Genomic DNA, 24202 nt, shown 5'->3' on the forward strand with positions numbered 1-24202 from the left:
CCGGTGCGCCCGGTCAGACGCGGTCGACCAGGAGCTGCCCGTCGGCGGCGCGCTGGCCGGCCAGGCCGCCGCCGTAGTTGGCCTCGACCCGCGAGCGCTCGGAGGCGTTGGGGTAGGGGTTCGTGCAGTTCACGCCGCCGGTGGAACCCGACATCAGTGACGAGCACGGGCCGGGCTTGGCGTCGGGCAGGCCCAGGCTGTGGCCGAGTTCGTGCGCGGCGATGCGCACCGCGTCGTAGCCCGCGGCGGTGCCCTGGCGGCCCATCCAGACGGTGACCTGCCCGCCCGGGCGCACCGGGCCCAGCTGGGCGCGGGGCCAGCCGTTGTCGGCGATGACGCGGATCTCGGCGCGCCGTCCGGCGGAGGCCGGTTCCAGGCGGACGTTGCTGACGCTGGAGTTCCACACGCGCACGGCGGCGGAGACGGCGGAGGTGTACTCCGCGGCCTGGCTGGCGTCGTAGTACAGCACGGTCTGGCGCAGCTGCTGGGAGTGCTCAGCGGGCGCGGCGGTGGCCGGTGCGGTTCCCACCAGCGTCAGCGCCAGCGCGCTCAGGGCGATCAGGAGGGGTGTGAGGAGGCGTCTCAGCATGGGGGTCTCCCTGGGGGTGAGGGTGCTGATGTTCTCGGTGACCCGGTGGGGTCGGGCTGATGCTATGTGTAGTGATGTAGCGCCACAAGATGTGCAGAACGCCTAATTTTCGCGATATCACCCTCGGGGAACGGGGTCCCGCGGCGGACGCCTCCGACGCGCTCCCCGCCCCCGGGCCGGGGGGACACCGCCGCCGGAGGCGGCCCCGGGCGGGCACGGCGTCGACCCCGCCTGGTGCGCTCCGGAGCGGGGGGAGATCCTCGGGGGCAGTCCCGAGGCCGCGGCCGGGCACCGCCTGCTGGCCCTGTGGTTCACGAACCACGGGGAGGGGCCCTGCGTGCTGGGCGGCTACCCCGACGTGGCCTTCGCCGACGGGGACGGCGGAGAGCTCGACGTCGCGGTCGCCCCGGGCGGTTCCCTCACGGCCGAGGACCCGGGGCCGGGCGAGGTCGCCGTGCCCGTCGGCGGCCGGGCCGTGAGCACCCTCAGCTGGGGCGCGGGGGCCCGGTCCGACCGCGGCGCGCGGGTGCTGCACGCCGCCCCTCCCCCGGGGCACCCCGGGCGGCCTCGCCGTTGGAGCTGGACGTCACCGACGGCGGGGAGGTCACCGTGACCGCGTGGAGGCTGGAGGACTGACCGCGGGCGGGGGCCCGGCCGCTGGCCGGACCCCCGCCCCGGGGTGCGCGCGGAGCTAGGTCAGGTTCTTGCTCTGGACGTCCCACTCGGTCGAGCACAGGCCGCAGTCGGGGCCCACGAACTGCTGCCGGGCCTGCTGGTCGCCCTTGAGCTGCCACTTGAGCCAGGCCACGCCCACCCGGCCGTACTCGCCGCCGTTGGGCTGGGCGAAGGTGCCGAAGTGGCCGACGTCGAGGTGGCCCATGAAGGCGGGCAGCCCCCGGGGCAGGCGGCCGTAGTCGTCGACGGCGTTGGCGTAGGCGATGTCGCCGGGGCCGCCGGTGAAGTAGGCGATGGGCGCGTGCAGGCGGGTGAGCAGGTGGTTGTCACGGTCGGTCAGCAGCCCGCTGTTCCACAGCACGGTGGTGTCGATGCGCGGGTCGTCGGCGACCTCGTAGGTCTCCAGCCCGCCGCAGGACTGGCCCATCACGGCGATGCTGCCGGTGTCGAGGCGGCCCCGGTAGGGGCTGAACAGGCGGGTGTTCTCCGCGACGGCCCAGTCGATGGCCTCGGTGAGCATCTCGGCGTCGGTGCTGCCGGTGCCGCCCGGGCGCCCGTTCGCGATGACCAGGAACCCGTGCGAGGCGAACTCGGTGAGGATGTTCTCGAACCACGTGCCGTCGGCGCGGCAGGCGCCGTTGCCCCAGGCCACGATGGGCAGCTGCTCGCCGGCGGGCAGGTTGACGGGGCGGTAGACGGTGTGGTTGCGCAGGCGCAGGGTGGTGACGTACTCGGCGTCGTAGGGGCCCGTGCCCCCCATGGTCTGGACGTCGGCGGACGCTGGCGAAGCGGGGATGACAGCGGCGGCCATGAGCAGGCCGAACAGGGCGGCCGACGCGCGGCGGAACAGGTTGGGTGATCCCATCCGGATTCTCCTCGGGGGTGGAAAAGCACAACGGGGATTTTTCTCAGCGCGCTGGACACCGAATATTCGGCACGCGGAGAGAGGTGTCAACAACCCTTCGCGCAAGACCCGTGGTTGCACCGATGGCCCCGTCCGCATTCACGCGTCCCCTGCCAAGGGCATCCGGAACAACCCCTTCCACCAGGCACGACTCCGGAAACGGCGGCAGGTGGCCGTTCCCCCGGAGCAGGAACGCCCGCACCGCAGACAGGGGAGGAAACGGCCCTCTCCCGGGGAATCCGCGTTCTCCCGCGATCCGGACACCCGGGGAAAACACGCCGCGACCATTCCGTGGATCCCCGGCAACGGACACAACGCGCCGTTTTCCCCGATCCGGGCACGGCGGCCGGAATCCGCCTGTCGCTACCGGCGCGTAGGCGGGTAGGGGTAGTACCCGTCGGGTGGTGCCGCCGCCCGGCGCACCCGTCCCCGCCCGGAGGAGAAGAGATGACGACCGCGTGGACGATCCCCGTTCCGGCCGAGGGCATGGCACTGCGGAGCCTGGTGATCACCGGCTCGGACCGGGACCTGGAGGTGCGCCTGGGCCGTGAGGAGGGGCCGCCGGTGCGGTTCCCGGTCTCCGACGCCCGGGTGACCGCGACGGACGACGTGGCGCTGGACCTGTCCCGGTCCGAGGACGCCTGCCTCTCCCTGGAGTACACGGCCGCGCCCGGCCTGAGCCTCATCGACGCGCGCGTGCTGTGGGACGAGGAGTTCCTCGACACCCCGGAGGTGGAGGAACGCCTGTCCGCCCTCTTCGGGGGCGGCGGGGAGCCCGTCCCGGTGCCGGACTGCTGCCTGCGCGTCGAACTGTCCCTGGCGGGACGGGAGGCGTAGGCGGGCGCGCTCCCGGCCCCGCCCCGGTCCCCGCCCCCGGCGGTTCAGAGGTCGATCACGGTCTTGACGTCGTCGTCACCCGGGGCGAAGGCCTCGCCCGCCCGCTCCAGCGGCAGCCGCCGGGTGATCATCCGCTCCAGCCAGGCGGTGTCGGCCTCGGCCAGGGCCCGGGCCGCCACCTCGTAGTGCCGCAGGTTGGCGTTCACCGATCCGACCAGCACGTCGTTCTCCAGGACGATCTCGCGGCCGACCGCCCCGGCGTCGACGCTGAGCTTGCGCCCGCTCGTGGACAGCCCGGTCAGGCAGACGATCCCGTAGGTGGCGTTGTGGCGCAGTGCGTCGAGGATGAGCGCGGAGGCGCCTGTGGCCTCGATGATCACGTCCGGCTCGCCGTCCTCGGCGATCTCGGCGACGCTGCCCGTGTGGTAGGTGGCGCCCAGGGCGGACACCAGTTCCGGTTTGACCCCCGTCTCCACGCGGTCCAGGACGTGCACGTCCAGTCCGCGCTGGACGCCGAGCAGGGCGGCCAGCAGGCCGATCGGACCGGCGCCGGTGACGAGCAGCCGCCGGGGCTCGAACCAGGCCCGGTTGCCGATCCGTTCGATCTGCTCCCACGCCTTGGCCACCACCGCGGTGGGTTCCAGCAGTACCCCCACGCGCTCCAGCACGGGGTCGAGCCGGACCGCGTAGTCGGCCTCCACCGTCCAGCGCTCCGAGCCGTAGCCGTGCCTGCCCTTGATGCCGCGCTCGGTGAATCCGCCGTTGCGGCACATGTCGAACTCGCCCCGCCCGCACGCCCCGCACGGCACCGGGTCGGGCCGCCGCACCACCCCGGCCACCAGGTCGCCGGGGACGAAACCGCTGTTGTCCGGGGCCTCGCGCACCCGGCCCAGCGACTCGTGGCCCAGGACGAGCCGTTCGGAACCGGGCGGCGCCTCGCCGTACTCGCCCTCGGCGATCTCGCGGTCGGTGCCGCACACCCCCAGCGCGACGCCGTCGACGAGCAGCTCGCCCGGCCCCGGCACGGGTTCGTCCACCTCGTCCACCCGTACCGAGCCGACCTTGGACGGCACCACCGTCAGAGCACGCATACTCTCCCCCTCCCCGGGCCCACGCCCTTCTTCTTCCCGACCGCTACCCGGCGGGCGGGCGCGGCAACCCGTCTGATGCCTCCCCCACCCCTCTGGCGTGCCGCGACGGCGCCGCCGGCGGACGGGCGGGGGCCCTGTGGTGTACTGGCTCGCGACCGGATCGCGCAGGGGAAGGGGCAGGCGCCATGCTGCTGGGCTCGGCCACCACGGAGGGGCCCGCGGTGCGGGTCGGGGACGACGCGCTCGACCGGGAGGGGCTGGAGTCGGCCGCGGCGGCCGTGGCCGCACGGATCCGCGGCGCCGGTGCCGTGGCCGTGCACGGCGAGGCCTCGCTGGGCACGGTCGTGGCCGTGGTCGGCGGTCTGCTGGCGGGGGTCCCGGTCGTGCCGGTCCCGGCCGACTCCGGGCCCGGCGAACGGCGCCACATCGTGCGCGACTCCGGCGCCGAACTGTGGCTGGGCCGCTTCCAGGAGGGCGCCGACCTGCCGACCGTGCCCGTGGACCCGGCCGAGCGCTCCTCCCTGACCCCCCCGAACCGCCGTCCGAGGCCGCCGCGCTGATCATGTACACCTCCGGGACCACCGGGCGCCCCAAGGGCGCGGTGCTCTCGCGCCGGGCCGTGGCCGCCGACCTCGACGCGCTCGCCGACGCCTGGGCCTGGTCCCCCGATGACGTGCTGGTGCACGGACTGCCGCTGTTCCACGTGCACGGGCTGGTCCTGGGCGTGCTGGGGGCGCTGCGCGCGGGCAGCCCTCTGGTGCACACCGTGCGGCCCACGCCCGGAGCCTACGCCGCGGCGGCCGGGGCCGGGGGCACCCTGTTCTTCGGGGTGCCGACCGTGTGGGCGCGCACCGCACGCGATCCGGCCAGCGCCCGCGCCCTGGCCGGGGCCCGGCTGCTGGTGTCGGGCAGCGCACCGCTGCCCGACACCGTGGCGCGCGGCCTGCGGGCGGCGGCCGGGCAGAGCCCGGTGGAGCGGTACGGGATGACCGAGACGCTGATCACCGTGGCCGCGCGGGCCGACGCCGGGCGCCGCACCGGCTGGGTGGGCACGGCGCTGCGGGGTGTGGAGACGCGGCTGCGCGGTGAGCACGGCGAACCCGTTCCCGACGACGGGGAGAGCGTCGGTGAGCTACAGGTGCGCGGGGACACGCTCTTCGACGGCTACCTGGGGCCGCCGGAGGCCACGGCGGCGGCGTGGACCGGGGACGGCTGGATGCGCACCGGAGACGCGGCGGTGCGTGACGCCGACGGCTGGCACCGGATCGTGGGGCGGATGTCGGTGGACCTGATCAAGACCGGCGGGTACCGGGTCGGCGCGGGCGAGGTGGAGGCGGCGCTGCTGGACCATCCGGCCGTGCGCGAGGCCGCCGTGGTGGGCGAGGCCGACGAGGACCTGGGACAGCGGATCGTGGCCTACCTGGTGGGCGAGGGCATCGACCCGGAGGCCGTGGCCGGTTTCGCGGCCGAGCGGTTGTCCCGCCACAAGCGCCCGCGCGAGGTGCGCGTGGTGGAGGCGCTGCCGCGCAACGCGATGGGCAAGGTGCGCAAGGCGCTGCTCGGCGATGGGCGGGGCTGAGGCTCCCCTACCGGGACCCCGCCCGCCGGGCGTCCCCGGCGGCCCGGTGCGCGATGACCGTTCCGGTGATCAGCAACCCCAGCAGCACCGGGTAGGCCACGGCGACGACGGCCCAGGCGAGGGAGAGGAAGAGGGCCGTGGACAGGCCCGCGAGGGCGGACACCGCCGCCGCGGCAGCGGCGAGGTAGCCCAGGCGCACGGTGGCCGTGAGCCAGGGCCCGGCGGCCCGGTGCCCCTCGCGCCAGCCCTCGTCGGAGGCCATGGTCGCGCTCGTGCGCAGGCCGACCAGCGCGTTGCGCTCCAGGGCGCCGCTCGCGGTGGCGTTCCGGAGGTAGTGGGTGCTGCCCGCGACGACGGCGAGCCCGACGACGGCGGCGAGGAGTCCGACCAGTGCGTCCATGGAAGGTGGCCTCTCTGGGGTGGTCCGGTGCGAGGCGGGGAACGCGCTCCCCTCAAGGGTTTGGACGGTGCGCCCGGCGGAGTCGTTCCCCCGGCGCCTCCGCCCGGGAGGTCCGGGGCCCGATCCGGCCACCGGTGTGCGCGGCGCGCCGCGGGCGCGACCGGGTCAGTCGAGAGCCACCGCGAGCGAGTAGAGCCGGGTGGTCTGGGTGTGGCGCCCGTTGTCGTCGGAGACCAGATAGAGGACGCGGCGGCCCTCGTTCCCCGTTCCCCGTAGCTCGGGTCCCAGGGCCATGCCCTCGACGTTGTCCAGGATCTGGTTCGGCTGGGCCTCGTCGGAGACGACGTCGCCCTCGGGGCAGTGGGCCATGTCGAAGAGGAGCTCCTTGCGGGCCAGCAGGTCACCGGCGTTCCTGGGGAGGCCCCGTCCGGTCACGTCCTGGGCGTCGGTGAGGTCCACCTCGTACAGGCGGATGGCGTTGCCGAGCCCGGTGAGGAAGCCGCGTTCGAGCGCGAGCAGCCGGTTCTCGTCGACCGCCGCCAGTTCCACCAGGTAGAGGCCCACCTCCGTCTGGTACCCGTACTGCCGGTCGAGCGCGTAGTCGCCGCCGGGCTCCCCCGTGTAGCGCTGGATGCGCACCTGGTGGCGGCCGTGCACGTCCGCGTCCCCGACAAGGGGTCCCTCCAGCCCCGCGAACAGGTGGGCGCCGTCGGGGGTGGCGGTCAGGGACTCGATGTTGCGCTCGTGCTGGGCCGCACCGCCGGGGGCCGGGAGGAAGGCGTCCGGCAGGGGGAGGGGGTCGCCGATCTGCCTGCCGTCGGAGATCCCGAAACGGCGGATGGCGGGGCCGCTCTCGGCGGCGGCGAGGATGGTCTCACCGCCCTCCTCCACGAGCATCCCCTCCCCGTCGAAGGACTCGAAGGGCTCGCCGTCCGGCCCGTACAACAGCTGGGTTCCGGTGACGGCGGGTTCCAGGGCCTCGGCGGGGCCGAGGTCGAGGGCGAAGACCTGGGCGGGCTCGTTGTCCCGCAGGACCAGGGCCTGGGAGCCGTCGCCGGTGAGCGCGAGGGCGGACAGCCCCTCGACCGGGTTTCCCAGGTACTCGTTCTGGGGCGGCTGGTCGAGCTGGTCGGACACGGAGAGCAGCCGCGCCCGGCCGGCGGCGTCGCAGGGGCCCGGGATCTGGTCGGTCCGCGTGCCCGGGCTGATCCATCCGTGTACCTGGTAGCCGACCGCCGCGCCCAGGAGCAGGCCCAGGAACAGCGCCGCGGCGACCAGGGGGGTGACCGCGCGGCGCGCGGGTGCCGGGGAGGGCTGCACGGAGGGACGCGGCCCCTGCTGGTTGCGGACGAAGAGGAGGTCGCCGACGCCGTTCTTGTCCAGGCGCTGCGGTTCGGGAAGGCCCTTCTCGGCGAGTCTGGTCTTGAGCAGGCGGTAGATCTGGTTGAGGGTGAGCAGTTCCTGCTCGGTGTTGCCGGGGTCGCCGCCGGTCAGGACGGCGATGAGCTCCCCGGTGAAGGCGGTGTGCGCCTCCTCCGGCGGGGCCATGGCCCGTGCGCTCTCCGTGGTGGAGGTCAGCACGTAGGAGCCCTCGATCTCGACCTGCCGCTTCTCCGGCACCCTGGTCGCGGTCCCCGCCATCACGGTCTCCAGGGCCCTGCCGCTGTAGCAGCAGTCCAGGATCACGATCTGCCGTTTGACGCTCCTCCTGGACTCCCTGAGGATGGTGCGCAGCACCCCGTAGGCGAGCGAGGTCTCGCTGCGGTCGCGCACCGAACTGGGGAGCGTCAGGTAGAGCTGGTCGTCGCGGACCTCCAGGAGCCCGTGGCCCGCGTAGTAGACGAGCAGGGTGTCCTCGGCGAGTTTCGCGGCGTCGTAGATGGGTCCGGTCAGCTCGCCGTGCGTGGACGGGTTGGCCACCACCCAGCGACGGCCGTCGGGGACACCCCACAGGTCCGGGTCCGCCAGGGCCTTTTCCAGGTCCCTGAGGTTGCGCGGTACGGAGCGCAGCGGGGGCAGGTGCTGGTAGTCGTCGACCCCGATCAGGACACACGCCGACCGCTCGGGGTCCAGCCGCCCCGGTGCCCCGCCCGCGGCGGGTTCCTCGGCCGACGCCGCGGGGGTGGCCCCCTCGGTCACTCCCCGTCCTCCGGCCCGTCGGCGCCGCCGAGTTCCTCCAGGGCGCGCAGCACCACGGCCACGTCCTCGATCTCGACGTTGGTGAGGGTGATCCTGAGGCCGTCGCGCTCCAGGGTGATGGAGGAACGGGCGGGGTGCGCCTGCCTCCAGGACGCGATCGCCAGGGCGAGCGCACCGTACTGGGCACCCATCTCGAAGAGGAACTGGACGACCTCGAAGGCGCCGCCCATGGTGCCCGGTTCCTCCGGCCTCCCGCCCCCGCGGACCATGGTGATCCCCCCGGAGCGCAGTTCCCTCTCCTCTCCGCGCAGCCACTGGTACAAAGACCTGAATTCGGCGTCACTGTTCGGACCGTGCACAGACAGCAGGACGTTCATCTCACACCTCGTAGCACCGCGTGCGGCGTCAATTGTCCACGCCACCGTTTCGATGTGGACCGAAAATACCAACGTGAAGTTAACGGGGAGTTCACCGGAATCGGCCTGAGGCCAGTACGCCGGATACGGGGGTATTGCGGGGCGGCCTCGGGGCACAAGGATGCCGGATCAGCGCTTCGCAGTCCAGGATTCCCCCATTTTTCGGTCCTCCTGACGCCGGGCCGGAATCGGACACCCGGGACGGAGGCGCACCGGTACCGGACTCTTTTTCCTTCCGTCGCGCGCAAGGCGGCGGATCCGCTCGGATCGTTTCCTTTCCCTCCCGGCCCGCGGTGCCTTTTCCGGGCCGTCGCCGGTGCCGGGTCCACGGACGCCGGCGGGGCCGCGTACCCGCCGCACGCGCCCGGGGAGGGGATCACCGCGCCCGGTGACCCAGGGGCGGCCTCCCGTGCCGCATGACCGTCTTCTCCGGGGGAGGGAGGCACCGGGCGGCACCGGAGGGACCGCCGAGGGGGCGTCCGCCGGTTCCCCGGGAAACCCGGTGAGAACGCCGGCGGCCGGCCCGGGGCCGACGGGCCGGTGTTCGAGCGCGGTGGAACGGTCCGCGGGACCGGCACCGCGGAGACCGTTCCGGTGCCGGGAACGGTCCACGCGGTCCCGGGGGCGCGGGCGGCGCGTGCGGCGCGGGCGGCGCGGGCGGTTTCCGCGGTGGGAAGCGGGTAGGGGCCCGGCATGCTGGAAAGTCTCTTCGGGGTCCCACTCGACAGGCTGCTGCTGGTCCTGCTCTCCACGGCCGGTGTCTTCGCCACCGTCATCACCTACACGCGTATCGCGGGGCTGCGCAGCTTCTCCAAGATGTCCAGCTTCGACTTCGCCATGACGGTCGCCGTCGGGTCGCTCGTGGCGTCTGTCGCGGTGGCGCAGACGACGCTGATCGAGGGCGTGACCGCCCTGGCGGTGCTCTACCTCCTCCAGGTCACCATCGCCCTGCTGCGCCGCTTCTCGCCGTTCAAGCAGGCGGTCGACAACACGCCCCTGCTGCTCGTGGCCGACGGCGTGATGCTCAGGGACAACATGCGGAGGTCGCGGATCACCGAGGACGACCTCCGGTCGAGGCTGCGCGGCGCCAACGTCGGGAGCCTGGACTCGGTGCGCGCGGTCGTGCTGGAGACGACCGGGGACGTCAGCGTGCTGCACGGGCAGGGCACGGTGGACCCCGCCCTGTTCCGGGACGTCCGGGGCGCGCACAGGATCACGGAGGACGGCTGAGCCTCCCGGGGCCGGGCGCAGAACCGCCCCCGCGTGAGCGGGGGCGGAGCCCGCCTCCAGGACGGGGGCCTTCCCGGGGCGGTCAGCCCATGGGCTCTTCGTCGACCTGGACGTCGAAGTTGACGTCGGCCCCGTCGACCGAGGTCGTGGTGACGGTCACGCCGTAGACCTGTCCGCCCGCGGTGAGCTCACAGCGGATGGAGGCGCCGACCTCGGCCGGGAGGCTCTCGTCGCAGGTGAGGTCGTCGAGGGCCTGGCCGACCTCCTCCTCCAGGGCCGCGGCGGCCTGGTCGGCGATCTCGTCCGCGAGGACGCTCTCCACCCCGCCGAGGCTGGCCTCGAACGAGCAGCCCGTGGCGAGGGCCGCCGTCAGCGCTCCCAGGGCCGTTCCGACGACAGCCCTGTTCAGTACCGTACCGCGCATACGCTTCTCCACTCGTTCGGTGATCGGGGGTGCTTCACGAGGTGGGACGCGAAGAACGGCCGAGCAGTTCCGGCAACGGCGGTACCGGCCTCCTCGCACGCACCGCGGACCCGTCCTCGAACCGTTTCCGGACCGGTTACGGTCGGGGGATGCGCATCCCCGGTGACGACGAGATCCGCGCCCTGCACGAGCGCCACGCGCCCACCCCCGAAGCCTTCGACCTCGTGTACACGCACTGCCGCATCGTGTGCGCGATCGCCGAACAGCTGCTCGACCGCTCGGCCCCGGAGCTGGACCGTGCCCTGGTCCGCGCCGGGTGCCTGCTGCACGACATCGGGGTGTACCGGCTCTACGACTCCTCGGGAGGGCTCGACCGCGCGCGCTACGTGAGCCACGGGGTGCTCGGCCACCGGGTGCTCGCCGAGGAGGGGCTGCCCGAGCCGCTGTGCCGGTTCTGCTCGCACCACACCGGCGTGGGCCTGACCCGCGAGGACGTCCGCGCCCAGGGCCTGCCGATCCCGGAGGCGGACTACGTGGCCGGGTCCGGGGAGGAGGAGCTGGTGATGTACGCGGACAAGTTCCACAGTAAGCGCACCCCGCCGGTGTTCGTCTCCGCCGACTCCTACGCCGCCTCCGTCGCCCGGTTCGGTGAGGACAAGGTGACCCGGTTCAAGGAGCTGCGCACGCGCTTCGGCCTCCCCGACCTGGCCGCGCTGGCGGCCGCGTACGGACACGCCCTGGTCTGAACCGGGCCCGGTCGCGCCGGGCCCGGTCCGGGGTCAGGCGAAGGCGGGGGGTCTGGCCGCGACGACCTCCTCGGGCAGGCGGGAGCGGAAGGCGTGCTCCCCCGGGCCCACGTCCAGCGGCTCCTCCCCGCCGGGCAGGTGGACCTCGGCCCGCGTGCCCGCCGGGACGGTGACGGTCACGGTGACCTCGTCCCCCTCGCGCGTCCACCCGGCCTCGGCGCGGCCGTAGGGCGTCTGGTGGGAGGCCCGCGCCCACTCCAGTTCGCGGGTGGGCAGCGGCGCCACGCGCAGCCGCCGGTACCCCGGTGCGGCGGGCGCCAGACCGGCCACGCGGCGGTGCAGGTAGTCCGCGATCGCGCCGAGGGCGTAGTGGTTGAAGGAGGTCATCTCGCCGGGGTTGACGCTGCCGTCCGGCAGCATCGAGTTCCACCGCTCCCAGACGGTGGTGGCGCCCATGGTCACGGCGTAGAGCCAGGAGGGGCACTCGCGCTGGAGGAGCAGTCTCCACGCGGTGGCGGCGTGGCCGGTGTCGGCGAGCGCGTCGCAGACCAGCGGCGTGCCGAGGAAGCCCGTGCCGATCCGGTAGTCGTCCTTGGCCACCTGCTCGGCGAGCAGGTCCCCGGCGTGCTGGCGCTGCTCCGGGAGGAGCAGGTCGAAGACCAGGGCCATCGCGTAGGCGGTCTGGGCGGGGAAGGCGGCGCGACCGGTGGCGGTCACGTACTCGTCGCGGAAGCGCGCGGCGGCCCGTTCGGCGAGGGCGCGGTAGTCCTCAGCCCGCTTGGCGAAGCGCGGGTCGCGGTCGGAGAGCACCTCCCCGGCCCGGGCCAGGATCCTCGCGGAACGGGCCAGGTAGCCGGTGGCCACCAGCTGCCAGGGCACCCGCGCGGCCCAGGGCTGGTCGTCGGGGGCGGCCGAGTCCAGCCAGTCGCCGAAGGAGAACCCGCCGGAGGCGAAGTCCAGCCTCTCGCCCGCGCGGGCGGCGAAGGCGTCCACCCAGGCGGTCATGGAGTCCCACTGGGTGTGGAGGATGCCGGCGTCGCCGCTGCGCTCGTACACGGTCCACGGCACGACCGTGGCCGCGTCCCCCCATCCGGCCTCCGCGCCGAGGGGCGGCAGCTTGTCGTCCAGCTCGGCGAAGGGGACGAAGGGCGGGACCACACCGCCGGAGTCGGACTGGTCGTGGGCCAGGTCGGCGAGCCAGCCCCGGAGCATCCCGGCGGTGTCGTACAGGAACGCCGCGGTGGGCGCGAAGACCTGGAGGTCGCCGGTCCAGCCGAGCCGCTCGTCGCGCTGCGGGCAGTCGGTGGGCAGGTCCACGAAGTTGCCGCGCATGCCCCAGACGACGTTCTCGTGCAGGCGGTCGAGGAGCGGGTCGGAGCACGCGAACTCGCCGAGGCGGCGCATGTCCGTGTGCAGGACGACGGCCTCCAGGTCCTCGGGGCCCAGCTCACCCGGCCACCCGTCCACCCGGACGTAGCGGAACCCGTGGAAGGTGAACTCGGGCTCCCAGGTGCGGGGGTCGGCGTCCGGGCCCGCCAGGACCAGCTCGTCCCACTGGGTGGCAGCGCGCAGCGGCCGGGTGCCCAGCTCGCCGTGTTCGAGCACCTCGGCGTGGCGGAAGGAGAGGCGGGTTCCGGCCGCCGCCCGGGGGACGCGCACGCGCAGGCGGCCGACCAGGTTCTGTCCGAAGTCGACCAGGGTGGCCCCGGAGGGCGAGGTGAGGATCCTCTGGGCCGCGAGGGTCCGGGTGGCGCGCACGGGCGGACCGGTGGGGGCCACGAGCGTGGCCGGGTCGAACCCCCGCTCCGTGACGGGCAGCCAGTCGATCTCGTCGGGCGAAAGGACCCGGCGCACGTCCAGGGTCTGCCCCTTCTGGATGTCGGCGCGGGTGACGGGGCTGGCCGCGCTGTGCCAGGAGCCGTCGGTTCCGGCCACGAGCCGCGAGCCGTCCTCGTAGTCCACCTCCAGCTGCACGAGCGCTGCGGTGTCGGCTCCGTAGACCTCCCGACGCCCGCCGAAGCCCACGAACCCGCGGTACCAGCCGTCGGCGAGGTGGACCAGCAGCGTGTTGGCTCCGCCGCGGACGGCGTCGGTGACGTCCCAGGTGCGGTAGCGCAGCCGGTGGCGGTAGGTGGTCCAGCCCGGGTGCAGGGCCTCGTCGCCGACGGGCTCGCCGTTGAGGCTGAGCGTCATGAGGCCGCGGGCCGTGGCGCGCAGGCGGGCCGCGCTGACGCGGCGGGCCGGGTCCAGGGTGAGGACGCCGCGCAGGTAGGCGGCGGGCGCCCCGTCGGAGGGGTCGGCCGGGTGCGTGAGCTCCGGGGCCGGGCTGATCATGCGGGCCGCCCACTCGGTGCGCGGGTCGCCGATCAGGCCGGTCTCCAGGACGGTGGGCTCGCTCCAGGCGGAGGCGCGACCGTGCTCGTCCCAGACCCGGACCCGGACGGCGCGGCGGGCACGGCTGGGCAGCTCGGGCGCGGGCCAGGGGACGAGCACGGAGTCGGCGGAGTCCACGCGGCCGGTGGTGAGGGTCGTGTCGCCGCCGCTCACGTGCAGCTCGTAGGCCGTCTGCGTGTGGGAGGGGGTCCAGGACAGGCGCGGCCCGGCTTCGCCGATGCCCAGGGGGACGCGGTGGTGTTCGACGCGGACCGGGGAGACGGCGGGGTCAGCGGTCGCTGGCATGGGCGGGGTCCTTGTCGTCGGAGGCGGCGGGGCCGGCCGGGGCGGCGGGAGCGTCCTCGGGGGCGGGGAGCGGGTCGATCCCGGTGGTGAGGAACGTGTTCAGGTGATGGCGGACGCCGTCGGCCACGTCGATGTCGAAGCCGTTGATCCACAGCAGTTCGAGGCCCTCGACCATGGCGATGCAGCTCAGCGCGGCACGCTCGGGGTCCACGCCCTCGCGCAGCTCGCCCTGGTCGCGCAGTTCGGCGAAGGTCTCGGTGAGCCTGTCGCTGATGAGGCGGAAGCGGTCCCGGAAGTAGCGGTGGGCGGGGTGCTCGGGGTCCGTGGCCTCGGCGGAGAGGATGCGGTAGAGCTGCACGATGCCGCGCTGCCCGGCCTGTTGGCGGGAGATCTCCAGCAGTCCGCGGAGGAACCGGCGCCCCTGGCGTCCGGCGAGGATCTCCTGGGCGATCTGGTCCCGGCGTTCCATGACCGCGCGCAGCAGCGCCACCTTGCCGCCGGGGAAGTGGTGGAGGATGCCCGTCTGCGTCATGCCGACGACGCGTGCGATCTCGTTGACCGAACCGGCCGTGTAGCCGGACCTGGCGAAGACCGTGACGGCGGCCTCAAGGATCTGCTCGCGCCGCGCGGCCGTCTTCTTGTAGTTGCCTCGTTGCCGTGCCATGGCGGGATCGTACCAAGAAGTTTGCGAAAACATTGAAGGCATTAAGTTTTCATGTTAGCTTCCTTGCAGCTCAACGTGCGATCCACGTCACGTCCGGCCTGAGGGGGACGGCCAGAGGACCCGTGCCGCGTCGAGCGCCCCACCGCCACACCACCAGACTGTCCGCGCGCCGACGGCGAGGTCCGCGCCGCGACAGCCGGTACGAGAAGAGGCACTCCATGAAGCCCTCACCCCTGCACGCACTGGCCGTGACACTGGCCGCCCTGCTGCCCCTGACCGCCTGCTCCAACGGATCCGGTTCCGACTCGGAGCAGCCGGAGGAACTGGTCGTCGGCATGCCCGTCGACCTGACCACCTGGGCCGCCGCCGACGCCGCCTGGGGCAACGAGGCCCTCTACCACCAGGCCGTCTACGACACGCTCCTGCGCACCGACGCCCAGGGCGGGGTGGAACCGGGCCTGGCCACGGAGTGGTCCTACGACGAGTCGATGACCCGGCTGACCCTGGAGCTGCGCGAGGGCGTCACGTTCAGCGACGGCACCGCCTTCGACGCCGAGGTCGCGGTCCAGAACCTCCTGCGCTTCCGCGACGGCGCGAGCGAGAACGCCGCCAACCTGTCCTCGGTCGTGGAGGCCGAGGCCGTCGACGCCGACACGGTCGAGCTGACCCTGGACGCCCCGGACCCGGCCCTGCTCACCTACCTGAGCCACAACGCCGGCCTCCAGGCCTCACCGGAGACCTTCGACGCCGAGGACGCGCAGGTCCGGCCGGTGGGCTCGGGCCCCTACGTGCTGGACGAGGAGGCCACCGTCGTCAGCTCCCGGTACGTCTTCACCGCCCGCGAGGACTACTGGGACCCGGAGGTGCAGCTGTACCCGAAGATCACCATGCAGTACTACCCGGACGCGACCGCGATGCTGAACGCGGTCAAGGGCGGCCAGGTGAACGTCACCAACCTGCACAGCAGCTCCCAGGCCGCGGACGCCGAGTCGGCCGGGTACGACGTCCACCTGTCCCCCGTGAACTGGAAGGGCCTGATCCTGGCGGACCGCGGGGGCGAGGTGGAGGAGGCCGTCGGCGACGTGCGCGTGCGCCAGGCCATCAACCACGCGCTGGACCGCGAGGCGCTGCTCGACGCCATGGACCACGGGTACGGGGAGCCGACCGCACAGATCTTCGGACCGGACTCGGAGGCCTACGCCGAGGCCCTGGACGACGCCTACCCCTACGACCCGGACCGGGCCCGGGAGCTGCTGGAGGAGGCCGGGTACCCGGACGGCATCACCCTCGTGCAGCCGCAGACCTCCTTCACCCCCGCCTCGGAGTTCGAACTGATCGCGGGCATGCTCGCCGAGTCCGGCATCGACGTCGAGGCCGAGCACGTGGGCTCCACCTTCATCGGCGACCTGCTCGGCGGCGCGTGGCCCACGTTCCGGTTCGCCCTGAACCAGGAGCCGCTGCCGTGGATGACCTACCGGCTGGCGATCGCCCCGGACTCGGCGTGGAACGTGTACGACGTCGAGGACCCGACCGTCGAGAAGCTCGCCGAGCGCATGCGCCTGGGCGGTGAGGACGGCGCCGCCGCCTCGCGGGAGCTGAACGAGTACCTCGTGGAGCAGGCGTGGTTCGCCCCGTTCTATCGCCTCCAGGGGATCGTGGTCACCGACGGGTCCACGGACGCCACCCACAAGGTCGGCTACGCCATGCCGAACCTGTGGGACATCGTCCCGGTCTCCTGACCGGCGCGGACGCGAAGGAAGCCCACCCATGATCACGTACTCCGTCAAACGCCTGCTGTCCGGCGCTGCGCTGCTCGCCGTGCTCAGCGTCATCACGTTCTTCGCCCTGCGGCTGGGAACACAGGGCGTGGCGCAGCAGATCGCCGGACAGTCCGCGGGCCCCGAGGCCGTCGCGCTGATCGAGGAGAGGTACGGCCTCGACCGACCGCTGGCGCAGCAGTTCCTCTCCTGGGCCGCGTCGGCCCTCACCGGGGACCTGGGCCGCTCGTGGTTCACCGGCCAGCCGGTGACCGAGGCCGTCCTCAGCCGCCTGGCGGTGACCGTGAACCTGGCCGTGGGCTCCGTGGCGCTGACCGGCGCACTGGGGGTCCTCCTCGGCGCGCTGGCCGCCACCCGGCGCGGCTGGCCGGACCGGCTGGTGCAGGTCCTGTCCGTGCTGGGCCAGGCCGTCCCGGGCTTCGTCCTGGCGGTCGGGCTGGTGCTGCTCTTCGCGGTCCAGCTCCGGTGGTTCCCGGCCACCGGCTACACCGACCCCTCCGACTCGGTCGGGGGGTGGATCCGCTCCCTCACCCTGCCGGTGCTCGCGCTGGCCGTCGGCTCCGTGGGCGGCGTGGCCCAGCAGGTGCGCGGCTCCATGCTGGACGTGCTCCGCCGCGACCACGTCCGCACCCTGCGCAGCCGCGGCCTGCCCCGCCGTCGCGTGCTGTACCGGTACGTGCTGCGCAACGCCGCCGGACCCGCGCTGAGCGTGCTCGGCCTGCAGTTCGTCATCATCCTCAGCGCCGCCGTCGTCGTGGAGCAGGTCTTCTCCATCCCCGGACTGGGGCCGGTCGCGCTGACCAGCACCGCGCGGGGGGACGCACCGCTCGTCATGGGGGTCGTCCTCGTCACGGGAGCGCTCGTGGTGCTGGTGAACCTGCTCGTCGACCTGTTGCAAGCCTTCCTCAACCCGAAAGTTCGCCTGTCATGAGCACGCCCGCCTCCTCCCCCGGCCTGGTCCCGCGGCTGCTGCGACACCCGCTGGGCTCCCCGGCCCTGGTGTTCGTGGTGCTGGCCGTGGCCGTGGCCGTCGCGGGCCGCTGGCTCGCGCCCCACGACCCCACGGCGACCTCGGTCGCCCTGGTCATGGCACCGCCCTCGGCCGAGCACTGGCTCGGCGGGGACGCGGCCGGCCGCGACGTGCTGTCCCGGCTGGTCGTGGCCACCACCTACAGCCTCGCCGGAGGCATGGTGGTGGCCGCGCTGGCCGCCCTGTCCGGCGTCACCGGCGGCCTGGCCGCCGGGTACTTCGGCGGCTGGGTCGACACCGCCGGGGCCTGGCTGACCGCGCTGGTGATGTCCGCGCCCGCCATGGTGATCCTGCTGGCCGCCCGCACCGCGTTCGGGCCCTCGCTGTGGCTGAGCATGGCGGTGTTCGGCGCCCTGATCTCACCGGTCTACTACCGGGTCGTCTACAACGCCGTGCGCGCGGTGTGCGGGGAACCGTACGTGGACGCGGCGCGCACCAGCGGCCTGTCGACGCCGCGGATCATCGCCCGCCACGTCCTGCTGGCGGTGCGCGCACCGGTCATCCTCGTCTCCTCCGGCGTCGTCGCCGCCGGTATCGGCATGATGGCGGCCCTGGACTTCCTGGGCCTGGGCTCGCCGAGCACGCCCACCTGGGGCCAGATGCTCTCCGAGGGCTTCTACGACATGGCGCGCAACCCCCTCCTGGTGCTGTGGCCGTCGCTGGCCCTGGGCCTGACCATGGTGGCGCTCGTCCTGCTGGGCAACGCGCTGCGCGACGAGCTGGAGGGCACCTCCGCCCCGGCGCCCGACGGAAGACGCGCGCCGTGGCGGCCGCGCTCCGAGGAGCCGCCCCGGGTGATCGAACACGGGGACGCCGACGAGCGCCCCGTGCTGCTCTCGGTGCGCGACCTGGCCGTGGCCTACCCCCGCGGCGGGGGCTGGACCACCGTGGTGCACCGCTCCGACCTGACGGTACGCCGGGGCCAGGTGCACGGCCTGGTCGGCGAGTCCGGCTCCGGCAAGTCGCAGACCGCCTTCGCGGTGCTCGGGCTGCTGGGCCAGGGCGGGCGCGCCGTCGCCGGGTCGATCGTGTTCGGCGGCCAGGAGCTGACCGGGCTGGACGAGGCCCGGATGAACGCGCTGCGCGGCCGGCGCATCGCCTACGTCCCGCAGGAGCCCATGTCCAACCTGGACCCGGCGTTCACGGTCGGCGCCCAGTTCACCGACCCGCTGCGGGTGGTCCTGGGCAGGTCCGCGAAGGAGGCCCGGCGGACCGCGCTGGACCTGCTGGCCCGGGTGGGCATCCCCGACCCCGAGCGCGTCTACCGCTCCTACCCGCACCAGCTCTCCGGCGGCATGGCCCAGCGCGTGCTCATCGCCGCGGCCGTCGCGGCCGGTCCGGACCTGCTCATCGCCGACGAGCCGACCACGGCGCTGGACGTCACGGTCCAGGCCGAGGTGCTGGACCTGCTGCGCGAGCTGATCGACGAACTGGACATGTCCGTCCTGCTCGTCACGCACAGCTTCGGCGTGGTCGCCGACATCTGCGACCACGTGTCCGTGATGTCGGACGGCACGGTGGTCGAGTCCGGGCCGACCCGCTCGGTCCTGGCCGGCCCCCGGCACCCCTACACCCGGGAACTCCTCGCCGCGATCCCCCGGGGGAACCCGCGGCCGCCGCTGGAAGGGGCACGCCCGTGAACGCGCACCAGCAGGACCCGCTCCTGACCGTCGACGGCCTGGTGGTCGAGTACCCGGCCCGCGGCTGGCGCGGCACGCCGTTCCGCGCCGTCAGGGGGGTCGGCTTCGACATCCGCCCCGGCGAGACGGTCGGGCTCATCGGCGAGTCGGGGTCGGGCAAGTCGACCATCGGCCGCGCCCTGCTCGGTCTGGCCCCCGTCACCGAGGGCCGGATCCTGTTCGACGGGGAGGACGTCAGTCACCCCACGCACCGGCGGCGCCGCGAGCTGACCAGCCTGATCCAGGTGGTCTACCAGGACCCCTACTCCTCGCTGAACCCGGCTATGACCATCGGGGACATCCTCACCGAACCCCTGACCGTGCGGCGCGTCCCGCGCCGCGAGGCGCTGGAGCGCGTGCGGGACCTGCTGGAGACCGTGGGCCTGCCCGCCGACGCGGTGCGGCGCCTGCCGCGCGAGTTCTCCGGCGGCCAGCGCCAGCGCGTCGCCATCGCCCGCGCCCTGGTGCTCGACCCGAGGCTCATCGTGTGCGACGAGCCGGTGTCCGCGCTGGACCTGTCCACCCAGCAGCGCGTGCTGGACCTGCTCATCGAGGTCCAGGAGCGCACCGGCGTGGCCTACCTGTTCGTCTCCCACGACCTGACCGTGGTGCGCGAGCTCTCCCACAGGGTCGCGGTCATGTACCGCGGGGAGATCGTCGAGCGGGGCGACGGCGACACCGTCACCTCCCGGCCCAGCCACCCCTACACCCGGCGGCTGCTGCTGTCGTCGCCCGTCTGCGACCCCGACGCCCAGGCGCGGCGCCGGGCGGAGCGGCGGCGGCTGTCGGTCCCCTCCTGACCCGTGCCCTTTTCGGACCTTCCGCTTCGGCCCGGGTCCGGGCACCACCCATCACCACCTTCCCGAGGAGACGTATGTCCATCCCCACCGCCGGACTGCCGGAGGGCTTTCTCTGGGGCGTCGCCACCGCCGGCCACCAGAACGAGGGCGACAACACCGCGAGCGACATCTGGTTCCTGGAGCACACCGAGCCCACCGTCTTCCGCGAGCCGTCCGGCCCGGCCTGCCGGAGCTGGCACCTCTGGGAGAGGGACCTGGACCTGGTGGCGGACATGGGGTTGAACGCGTACCGCTTCTCCGTGGAGTGGGCGCGCGTCGAACCGGCGCCGGGCGGGTTCTCCGAGGAGGCGCTCGACCACTACGCTGCCGTGGCGGAGGGGTGCCGGGAGCGCGGGCTCGCACCCGTGGTCACGTTCAACCACTTCGCGGCCCCGCACTGGTTCGCCGCGCGCGGTTCCTGGCTGGCCGGGGACGCCCCGGAGCTGTTCGCCCGCTACTGCGGGGTCGTGGCGGAGCGGATCGCGGACAGGATCGCCCTGGCCGTCACGCTGAACGAGCCGAACCTGGTCCAGATGCTGGTCTCGGCGAACGTCCTGCCCCCGGAGGCGGAGACCGCCAAGCGCGCCATGCTGGAGGCGGCCTCGCGGGCCGCGGGCACCGAGCGGTACCGCAGCGCGAACGTGTTCCCCGAGGAGGAGCTGGCCGAGTTCCAGGCCGCCTTCACCGCGGCGCACCGCGCGGCGCGCGCCGCGATCAAGGCGCACCGGCCGGACCTGCCCGTGGGGGTCTCGATCGCCGTGACGGACGAGTACGCCCTGCCCGGCGGCGAGGACGGCCGCGACCGCAGGCGCGCGCGGGTCTACGACCACTGGCTGCGCGTGGCCCGGGAGGACGACTTCGTGGGCGTGCAGAACTACGAGCGCGTCGTACACGGCCCCGACGGGCCGGTGCCGCCCGCGCCCGGGGCCGCGGTCAACGACATGGGCACGGCGGTCGAACCGGCCTCCCTGGCCGGGGCCGTGGCCTACGCCCACCGGGTGTCGGGGGTGCCGGTCCTGGTGTCCGAGCACGGGATCGCGACGGACGACGACGCGCTGCGCGCCGCCTTCATCGAGCCCTCGCTCGCGGGGCTGCTCGAGGAGGTCGACCGCGGCGTGCCGGTGCTGGGCTACTGCCACTGGACGCTGATGGACAACTACGAGTGGGTGGCCGGATACGGCACCCGGCTGGGGCTGCACGCGGTGGACCGCGTGACCTTCGAGCGCACCCCCAAACCCAGCGCCGCCGCCTACCGCGACGCCGTGCGGCGGTTCGGCGCGGTGCGCGAGCCCGGCGCCGCGGCCCGCGGGTAGCAGGTCCGCTCGTGCGGGGCGGTCCGGACCCCGTCCGGTCGGCCCCGGCGGCCTCCGGCTCAGGCTCCGGCCAGGGAATCCGGGGTCGGCGGGGCGGCCAGCAGGTCCTCGGGCGCGGTGAGGTACCAGGCCTCCAGGGTGAGCTCGCTGAGCTCGTCCAGGTCGATGCCGTCGAGGTGGACCACCACCCAGCCGAACCCGCCCGCGGTGAACTGCACCTCGAACACCTCGGGCCGCTCGGCCACGAGCGCGGTCTGCTCCAGCAGGGTCTGCTTGAGCCCCACGGTGGCGGTGCGCGGCCACAGGTACCCGAAGGGCTTACCGCGCACCCGGAACGTCGTGTACCGGTCCGAGTCCTGGTGTTCGCACTCGGGCAGCGCGCTCACCAACCGCACGAAACGCTCGATCTCCACAGCCATGGGGAGGAGCCAACCACACGGCACCGACAGGGCGGGAGGCGGGTGCCGGACCGGGAACCGCCCCGCGGCCGGACCTCGGGGCGGCACTCTCACCCTTCCGGTTCGGAGCCCTTCCGGGAACGGGGGATAAAATCGCGGTCATGGACGCCAACCCCCCGAGGCGGATTCCCCCCGGCCAGCCGCAGAAGAAACCCCTCACCTTCGGAGACGTCGTTTTCATCGGGTTGTTCATGTGCCTTCCCGTGGGAATGTTCACCGTTCCGATCGGCATAGCGGAAGAGAACTGGTGGCTGATCATCCTCACTCCCCCGGCGACGATCGCCCTGGTGGGACTGATCACGCTGATCAGCAGGATGATCGGGGGCAACCGGACCATTCTGCGTTCTCTGGGCGCCGTCGCCCTGGTACTGGGCACCGCGGCCGGGGCCTTCCTCATCTGGTTCGGGGTGTCCGCGTTCCTGAACGCGGACGTCTGCGATCCCGGAACCTCCCGCTGCGTGCTGGTCGTCAACGGCGTGGCGAGCGGGGAGAGCACCCAGTCGGTCGGCAGTCAGCTCTTCGGCGCCTTTCTGCTGTCCCTCGGGGCCATCGTTCCCGGCGTCCTCCTCATGGGGGTCTGCGTCCGGACCGCCGTGCGGGCCCGGAGGCGCAAGGATCCGACGGAGGAATGACCACGCTCCAGCCCGTCCGTCCCGCGACGGGCGAAGCCACCACGACCACCCGAGGCCGTACACACATGGACCCGATCGCGGAATACTCCTCCCTGATAACCTCCGAGTACCATCTTTTCCAGGTATACGACCCAGAGGCCGGACTGCCACACGAGGCCCGTGATGCCGACGAAAGTCCGAAGAGGTCCGAAGACGGCGTGATCTCGGTCTATGGAAGAAACATGGTCGAGATCATCCAGGCCGAGGAGACCTTTCGGGCGAAGGTCGAACTCCGCGTGTGGGAAGGCCAGCCGGCGGTTGACTCCGAGGACTCCACCCCCGACCTCCCCTTCCGGATATCTGTTCCGTCGAAGGAGCTGGTCCTGGATTCCGTGGCCGGAGGGGCTCAGGCGGCGTGGACCCTTCCCGCGGGCGGCGAGTACGACGGACGCGTCTCCCACACGGGTCGCGAATCAGCGCGTTCCCTCGCGGCTCGGATATGGGAAGAGCTCGACGACGACTACACCTTCGAGCACAAGAGGCGGCTGACGCGCCCCCTTGACGGAACGGAGAAGTACACGATCGACCTGTGGCCCGCGGTACCGACGCCCCCGTGACGGAACGGGTCCCCTTCCCGGTGGGCCCGGAACCCCGCGGGAAGCGGGCCGCTCCACCACCGCCCCCCATGAACGGACCAGCGATGACCGTCGTCGGAGCCGGAACGAGGATCGCCTCGGGCGGCGCCCTGCACGCCGCACTCATTCTCCTCATGCCCTTCAGGGTGTCCTCCGACGTCTCCCCCGTCCTCGCCTTCACCGCGCTTTCAGGGATGTACGTCGGTTTTCTGGCGGTGACCACGCTGCCCGGAATGCTTGCCTTCTTGCTGGAGAACAGGGGGGAGGCCGGTACGGAGTCCCTCTCCTCGGCGTGGGCCAAACTGACGCCGTCCGCGGTCGCCGGCCTGCTCTACTTCCTCCTCCCGGCCAGCCTCATGCTCACCGAGGAGTTCCTGTTCGCGACCTTCGCCTTCTCCGCGTTCTTCCTCTTCTTCGGTGCCCTGCTGCACAGAGTCTGCCTGGAGGTGTCCTTCTCCCCGGCGGCACGGCCGGTCCTGCGCTCCGTCGCACTCCTGGTCCCCGTCCTGTTGGTCCTGGCGCGCGCCTGGCCGCTGTGAGGCCGCCTGTTGCGCACGGACCCCGGGGCCGGGGACCTTCGGCCTCCTCCGGCCCGGGACCCCGCTTCGGGTGCGACCCGTGGGCTCCCCTCAGAGCGGGCCCCGCCGGAACTGTCACCGCCGCCGCGCACCATGGAAGCGACCCGATCGCCATCCCCGCGCGGGACTTGAAGAAATCCGACCACGATCGCGGTAGCATTTCTTCAAGCGAACGGCTTCGAGAGGTGTTCCTTGCTCATCGCCGCACACGACCCCTCCGACCGCGACCACCGCCTGTCCCGGCTGGGGACCTCCTGGCCCGTCCTGGAGACGGCCATCCGCCGGGGCGAGGCCGGGTGGCGCGGCGCCACCCCGGACCACGGCGGGGACGCCGCCGCCCAGTACGCCTACCGGGAGCGGCTCGCCGCCCTGCGCGCGGGGCAGAAGGTCCACCACGGCTGGGGCAACGCCCGCCTGTTCCAGATCGAACTGACGGTCAACCCCGGACACACCGTCGCCTTCCAGACCCTGAGCGGCGACCACCGCACCGGCAACCCGAACCTCACCCCCCGGACCAAGACGCCGCGGGGCCCCAACGGGCGCCTCCTCCTGTCCGGCGGGGAGGAGGACGACCAGCCGTCCCTGTTCCCCGACCTGCTCCCCCAGCCGGTTCCCGACACCGCGGAGCTGACCGACCCGGCGGGCCTGGCGGTGTGGATCCTCCTCGTCCATCGCGAGGCGGTCGCCCAAGACGGTAGCGTTCTCTGGCACAGTGAGCTCTCCCTCCCCCGTCCTCCCGACGAGCGGGGATACATCACCGGGTGGCTCGACCGCGTCACGCTGCCACCGGTGGTCTTCGACGCCGTGGTCTTCCCGGACGAGGAGGAGGGGCCGGACGGCATCGACATCCCGGTCGGTGCCCGCTGACAACGACCGCGCCCGGCGGTGGCCGCCCGCCGGGCCCCGAG

At 73.2% G+C, this 24202-nt stretch carries 23 protein-coding genes and 1 pseudogene; 14 read left to right on the forward strand and 10 right to left on the reverse strand.

The window, feature by feature from the left end:
* Positions 1 to 13: 13 nt before the first annotated feature.
* Positions 14 to 589, reverse strand: a complete 576-nt coding sequence (locus FYW95_RS06510; RefSeq protein WP_159942113.1) for a snapalysin family zinc-dependent metalloprotease — start codon at positions 587 to 589, stop codon at positions 14 to 16.
* Between the two features lie 256 nt (positions 590 to 845).
* On the opposite strand from FYW95_RS06510, the gene FYW95_RS06515 reads away from it, so the two are divergent.
* Positions 846 to 1202 (forward strand): DUF4232 domain-containing protein, encoded by a 357-nt coding sequence (locus FYW95_RS06515; RefSeq protein WP_159942132.1) that lies wholly within the window; start codon positions 846 to 848, stop codon positions 1200 to 1202.
* Between the two features lie 78 nt (positions 1203 to 1280).
* Here FYW95_RS06515 and FYW95_RS06520 read toward each other — a convergent pair whose 3' ends face one another.
* A complete protein-coding gene (locus FYW95_RS06520) occupies positions 1281 to 2129 on the reverse strand; it encodes a poly(ethylene terephthalate) hydrolase family protein (protein ID WP_159942112.1) in 849 nt (282 codons plus the stop codon).
* A gap of 486 nt (positions 2130 to 2615) precedes the next feature.
* Here FYW95_RS06520 and FYW95_RS06525 point away from each other — a divergent pair, with 486 nt between their 5' ends.
* On the forward strand, positions 2616 to 3005 hold the full coding sequence (locus tag FYW95_RS06525; protein WP_160050158.1) for a hypothetical protein: 390 nt from the start codon (positions 2616 to 2618) through the stop codon (positions 3003 to 3005).
* 44 nt (positions 3006 to 3049) lie between these two features.
* Here the strand turns inward: FYW95_RS06525 and FYW95_RS06530 are convergent, their stop codons facing one another.
* A complete protein-coding gene (locus tag FYW95_RS06530) occupies positions 3050 to 4096 on the reverse strand; it encodes a glucose 1-dehydrogenase (RefSeq protein WP_159942110.1) in 1047 nt (348 codons plus the stop codon).
* A 185-nt stretch (positions 4097 to 4281) separates the two neighbouring features.
* On the opposite strand from FYW95_RS06530, the pseudogene FYW95_RS06535 reads away from it, so the two are divergent.
* Positions 4282 to 5675, forward strand: a pseudogene (locus FYW95_RS06535) (acyl-CoA synthetase).
* A 7-nt stretch (positions 5676 to 5682) separates the two neighbouring features.
* Here FYW95_RS06535 and FYW95_RS06540 read toward each other — a convergent pair.
* The 3 genes from FYW95_RS06540 to FYW95_RS06550 all read right to left on the reverse strand — a co-directional run bounded on the left by FYW95_RS06540 (position 5683) and on the right by FYW95_RS06550 (position 8591).
* A complete protein-coding gene (locus FYW95_RS06540; RefSeq protein WP_159942108.1) occupies positions 5683 to 6075 on the reverse strand; it encodes an SdpI family protein in 393 nt (130 codons plus the stop codon).
* Between the two features lie 165 nt (positions 6076 to 6240).
* Positions 6241 to 8214 carry a caspase, EACC1-associated type gene (locus tag FYW95_RS06545; protein ID WP_159942107.1) on the reverse strand — a complete coding sequence of 658 codons (1974 nt, stop codon included), beginning with the start codon at positions 8212 to 8214 and terminating at the stop codon, positions 6241 to 6243.
* The gene (locus tag FYW95_RS06550) at positions 8211 to 8591 is read right to left on the reverse strand and encodes an effector-associated constant component EACC1 (protein ID WP_159942106.1); all 381 of its coding nucleotides are present in this window, start codon (positions 8589 to 8591) and stop codon (positions 8211 to 8213) included. The genes FYW95_RS06545 and FYW95_RS06550 overlap by 4 nt, the downstream gene beginning before the upstream one ends.
* Before the next feature lie 732 nt (positions 8592 to 9323).
* On the opposite strand from FYW95_RS06550, the gene FYW95_RS06555 reads away from it, so the two are divergent.
* A complete protein-coding gene (locus tag FYW95_RS06555) occupies positions 9324 to 9860 on the forward strand; it encodes a DUF421 domain-containing protein (RefSeq protein WP_159942105.1) in 537 nt (178 codons plus the stop codon).
* Between the two features lie 82 nt (positions 9861 to 9942).
* Here the strand turns inward: FYW95_RS06555 and FYW95_RS06560 are convergent, their stop codons facing one another.
* On the reverse strand, positions 9943 to 10284 hold the full coding sequence (locus FYW95_RS06560; protein ID WP_159942104.1) for a DUF4333 domain-containing protein: 342 nt from the start codon (positions 10282 to 10284) through the stop codon (positions 9943 to 9945).
* A gap of 149 nt (positions 10285 to 10433) precedes the next feature.
* On the opposite strand from FYW95_RS06560, the gene FYW95_RS06565 reads away from it, so the two are divergent.
* Positions 10434 to 11030: an HD domain-containing protein gene (locus FYW95_RS06565; protein WP_159942103.1), complete on the forward strand. Its 597-nt coding sequence runs from the start codon at positions 10434 to 10436 to the stop codon at positions 11028 to 11030.
* A 33-nt stretch (positions 11031 to 11063) separates the two neighbouring features.
* On the opposite strand, the gene FYW95_RS06570 is transcribed toward FYW95_RS06565, so the two are convergent.
* Positions 11064 to 13709: a family 78 glycoside hydrolase catalytic domain gene (locus tag FYW95_RS06570; RefSeq protein WP_159942102.1), complete on the reverse strand. Its 2646-nt coding sequence runs from the start codon at positions 13707 to 13709 to the stop codon at positions 11064 to 11066.
* Positions 13693 to 14373 (reverse strand): TetR/AcrR family transcriptional regulator, encoded by a 681-nt coding sequence (locus FYW95_RS06575; protein WP_159942101.1) that lies wholly within the window; start codon positions 14371 to 14373, stop codon positions 13693 to 13695. The genes FYW95_RS06570 and FYW95_RS06575 overlap by 17 nt, the downstream gene beginning before the upstream one ends.
* A gap of 218 nt (positions 14374 to 14591) precedes the next feature.
* Here FYW95_RS06575 and FYW95_RS06580 point away from each other — a divergent pair, with 218 nt between their 5' ends.
* From FYW95_RS06580 to FYW95_RS06600, 5 genes are all read left to right on the forward strand, one after another.
* Entirely contained in the window at positions 14592 to 16112 is a 1521-nt protein-coding gene (locus FYW95_RS06580) for an ABC transporter substrate-binding protein (RefSeq protein ID WP_159942100.1), read from the forward strand.
* A gap of 28 nt (positions 16113 to 16140) precedes the next feature.
* Positions 16141 to 17082 carry an ABC transporter permease gene (locus FYW95_RS06585; protein ID WP_159942099.1) on the forward strand — a complete coding sequence of 314 codons (942 nt, stop codon included), beginning with the start codon at positions 16141 to 16143 and terminating at the stop codon, positions 17080 to 17082.
* Positions 17079 to 18821 carry a dipeptide/oligopeptide/nickel ABC transporter permease/ATP-binding protein gene (locus FYW95_RS06590; protein ID WP_159942098.1) on the forward strand — a complete coding sequence of 581 codons (1743 nt, stop codon included), beginning with the start codon at positions 17079 to 17081 and terminating at the stop codon, positions 18819 to 18821. The genes FYW95_RS06585 and FYW95_RS06590 overlap by 4 nt, the downstream gene beginning before the upstream one ends.
* Positions 18818 to 19660, forward strand: coding sequence for an ATP-binding cassette domain-containing protein (locus FYW95_RS06595; protein ID WP_159942097.1), 843 nt, complete (start codon positions 18818 to 18820; stop codon positions 19658 to 19660). Before FYW95_RS06590 ends, FYW95_RS06595 begins: the two co-directional genes overlap by 4 nt.
* 74 nt (positions 19661 to 19734) lie before the next feature.
* Positions 19735 to 21012 (forward strand): family 1 glycosylhydrolase, encoded by a 1278-nt coding sequence (locus FYW95_RS06600; protein ID WP_159942096.1) that lies wholly within the window; start codon positions 19735 to 19737, stop codon positions 21010 to 21012.
* Positions 21013 to 21071: 59 nt separating this feature from the next.
* Here FYW95_RS06600 and FYW95_RS06605 read toward each other — a convergent pair whose 3' ends face one another.
* The gene (locus FYW95_RS06605) at positions 21072 to 21431 is read right to left on the reverse strand and encodes an MmcQ/YjbR family DNA-binding protein (protein WP_159942095.1); all 360 of its coding nucleotides are present in this window, start codon (positions 21429 to 21431) and stop codon (positions 21072 to 21074) included.
* A 140-nt stretch (positions 21432 to 21571) separates the two neighbouring features.
* On the opposite strand from FYW95_RS06605, the gene FYW95_RS06610 reads away from it, so the two are divergent.
* The 4 genes from FYW95_RS06610 (at position 21572) to FYW95_RS06625 (ending at position 24161) form a co-directional block, all read left to right on the forward strand.
* Positions 21572 to 22102 carry a hypothetical protein gene (locus tag FYW95_RS06610; RefSeq protein WP_159942094.1) on the forward strand — a complete coding sequence of 177 codons (531 nt, stop codon included), beginning with the start codon at positions 21572 to 21574 and terminating at the stop codon, positions 22100 to 22102.
* Positions 22103 to 22167: 65 nt separating this feature from the next.
* A complete protein-coding gene (locus FYW95_RS06615) occupies positions 22168 to 22698 on the forward strand; it encodes a hypothetical protein (protein ID WP_160050159.1) in 531 nt (176 codons plus the stop codon).
* A gap of 83 nt (positions 22699 to 22781) precedes the next feature.
* The gene (locus FYW95_RS06620; protein ID WP_159942092.1) at positions 22782 to 23255 is read left to right on the forward strand and encodes a hypothetical protein; all 474 of its coding nucleotides are present in this window, start codon (positions 22782 to 22784) and stop codon (positions 23253 to 23255) included.
* 231 nt (positions 23256 to 23486) lie between these two features.
* Positions 23487 to 24161: a hypothetical protein gene (locus FYW95_RS06625; RefSeq protein WP_159942091.1), complete on the forward strand. Its 675-nt coding sequence runs from the start codon at positions 23487 to 23489 to the stop codon at positions 24159 to 24161.
* The last annotated feature ends 41 nt before the right edge of the window (positions 24162 to 24202 follow it).

The sequence above is a fragment of the Nocardiopsis sp. FR4 genome (assembly GCF_009830945.1).
In the GTDB taxonomy this organism is placed as follows: Bacteria; Actinomycetota; Actinomycetes; order Streptosporangiales; family Streptosporangiaceae; genus Nocardiopsis.

Coding starts and splice junctions, on each gene's coding strand:
- FYW95_RS06510 (WP_159942113.1), bottom strand. CDS start 589: ATGCTGAGACGCCTCCTCACACCCCTCCTGATCGCCCTGAGCGCGCTG.
- FYW95_RS06520 (WP_159942112.1), bottom strand. CDS start 2,129: ATGGGATCACCCAACCTGTTCCGCCGCGCGTCGGCCGCCCTGTTCGGC.
- FYW95_RS06525 (WP_160050158.1), top strand. CDS start 2,616: ATGACGACCGCGTGGACGATCCCCGTTCCGGCCGAGGGCATGGCACTG.
- FYW95_RS06530 (WP_159942110.1), bottom strand. CDS start 4,096: ATGCGTGCTCTGACGGTGGTGCCGTCCAAGGTCGGCTCGGTACGGGTG.
- FYW95_RS06540 (WP_159942108.1), bottom strand. CDS start 6,075: ATGGACGCACTGGTCGGACTCCTCGCCGCCGTCGTCGGGCTCGCCGTC.
- FYW95_RS06550 (WP_159942106.1), bottom strand. CDS start 8,591: ATGAACGTCCTGCTGTCTGTGCACGGTCCGAACAGTGACGCCGAATTC.
- FYW95_RS06555 (WP_159942105.1), top strand. CDS start 9,324: ATGCTGGAAAGTCTCTTCGGGGTCCCACTCGACAGGCTGCTGCTGGTC.
- FYW95_RS06560 (WP_159942104.1), bottom strand. CDS start 10,284: ATGCGCGGTACGGTACTGAACAGGGCTGTCGTCGGAACGGCCCTGGGA.
- FYW95_RS06565 (WP_159942103.1), top strand. CDS start 10,434: ATGCGCATCCCCGGTGACGACGAGATCCGCGCCCTGCACGAGCGCCAC.
- FYW95_RS06570 (WP_159942102.1), bottom strand. CDS start 13,709: ATGCCAGCGACCGCTGACCCCGCCGTCTCCCCGGTCCGCGTCGAACAC.
- FYW95_RS06575 (WP_159942101.1), bottom strand. CDS start 14,373: ATGGCACGGCAACGAGGCAACTACAAGAAGACGGCCGCGCGGCGCGAG.
- FYW95_RS06580 (WP_159942100.1), top strand. CDS start 14,592: ATGAAGCCCTCACCCCTGCACGCACTGGCCGTGACACTGGCCGCCCTG.
- FYW95_RS06585 (WP_159942099.1), top strand. CDS start 16,141: ATGATCACGTACTCCGTCAAACGCCTGCTGTCCGGCGCTGCGCTGCTC.
- FYW95_RS06590 (WP_159942098.1), top strand. CDS start 17,079: ATGAGCACGCCCGCCTCCTCCCCCGGCCTGGTCCCGCGGCTGCTGCGA.
- FYW95_RS06600 (WP_159942096.1), top strand. CDS start 19,735: ATGTCCATCCCCACCGCCGGACTGCCGGAGGGCTTTCTCTGGGGCGTC.
- FYW95_RS06605 (WP_159942095.1), bottom strand. CDS start 21,431: ATGGCTGTGGAGATCGAGCGTTTCGTGCGGTTGGTGAGCGCGCTGCCC.
- FYW95_RS06610 (WP_159942094.1), top strand. CDS start 21,572: ATGGACGCCAACCCCCCGAGGCGGATTCCCCCCGGCCAGCCGCAGAAG.
- FYW95_RS06615 (WP_160050159.1), top strand. CDS start 22,168: ATGGACCCGATCGCGGAATACTCCTCCCTGATAACCTCCGAGTACCAT.
- FYW95_RS06620 (WP_159942092.1), top strand. CDS start 22,782: ATGACCGTCGTCGGAGCCGGAACGAGGATCGCCTCGGGCGGCGCCCTG.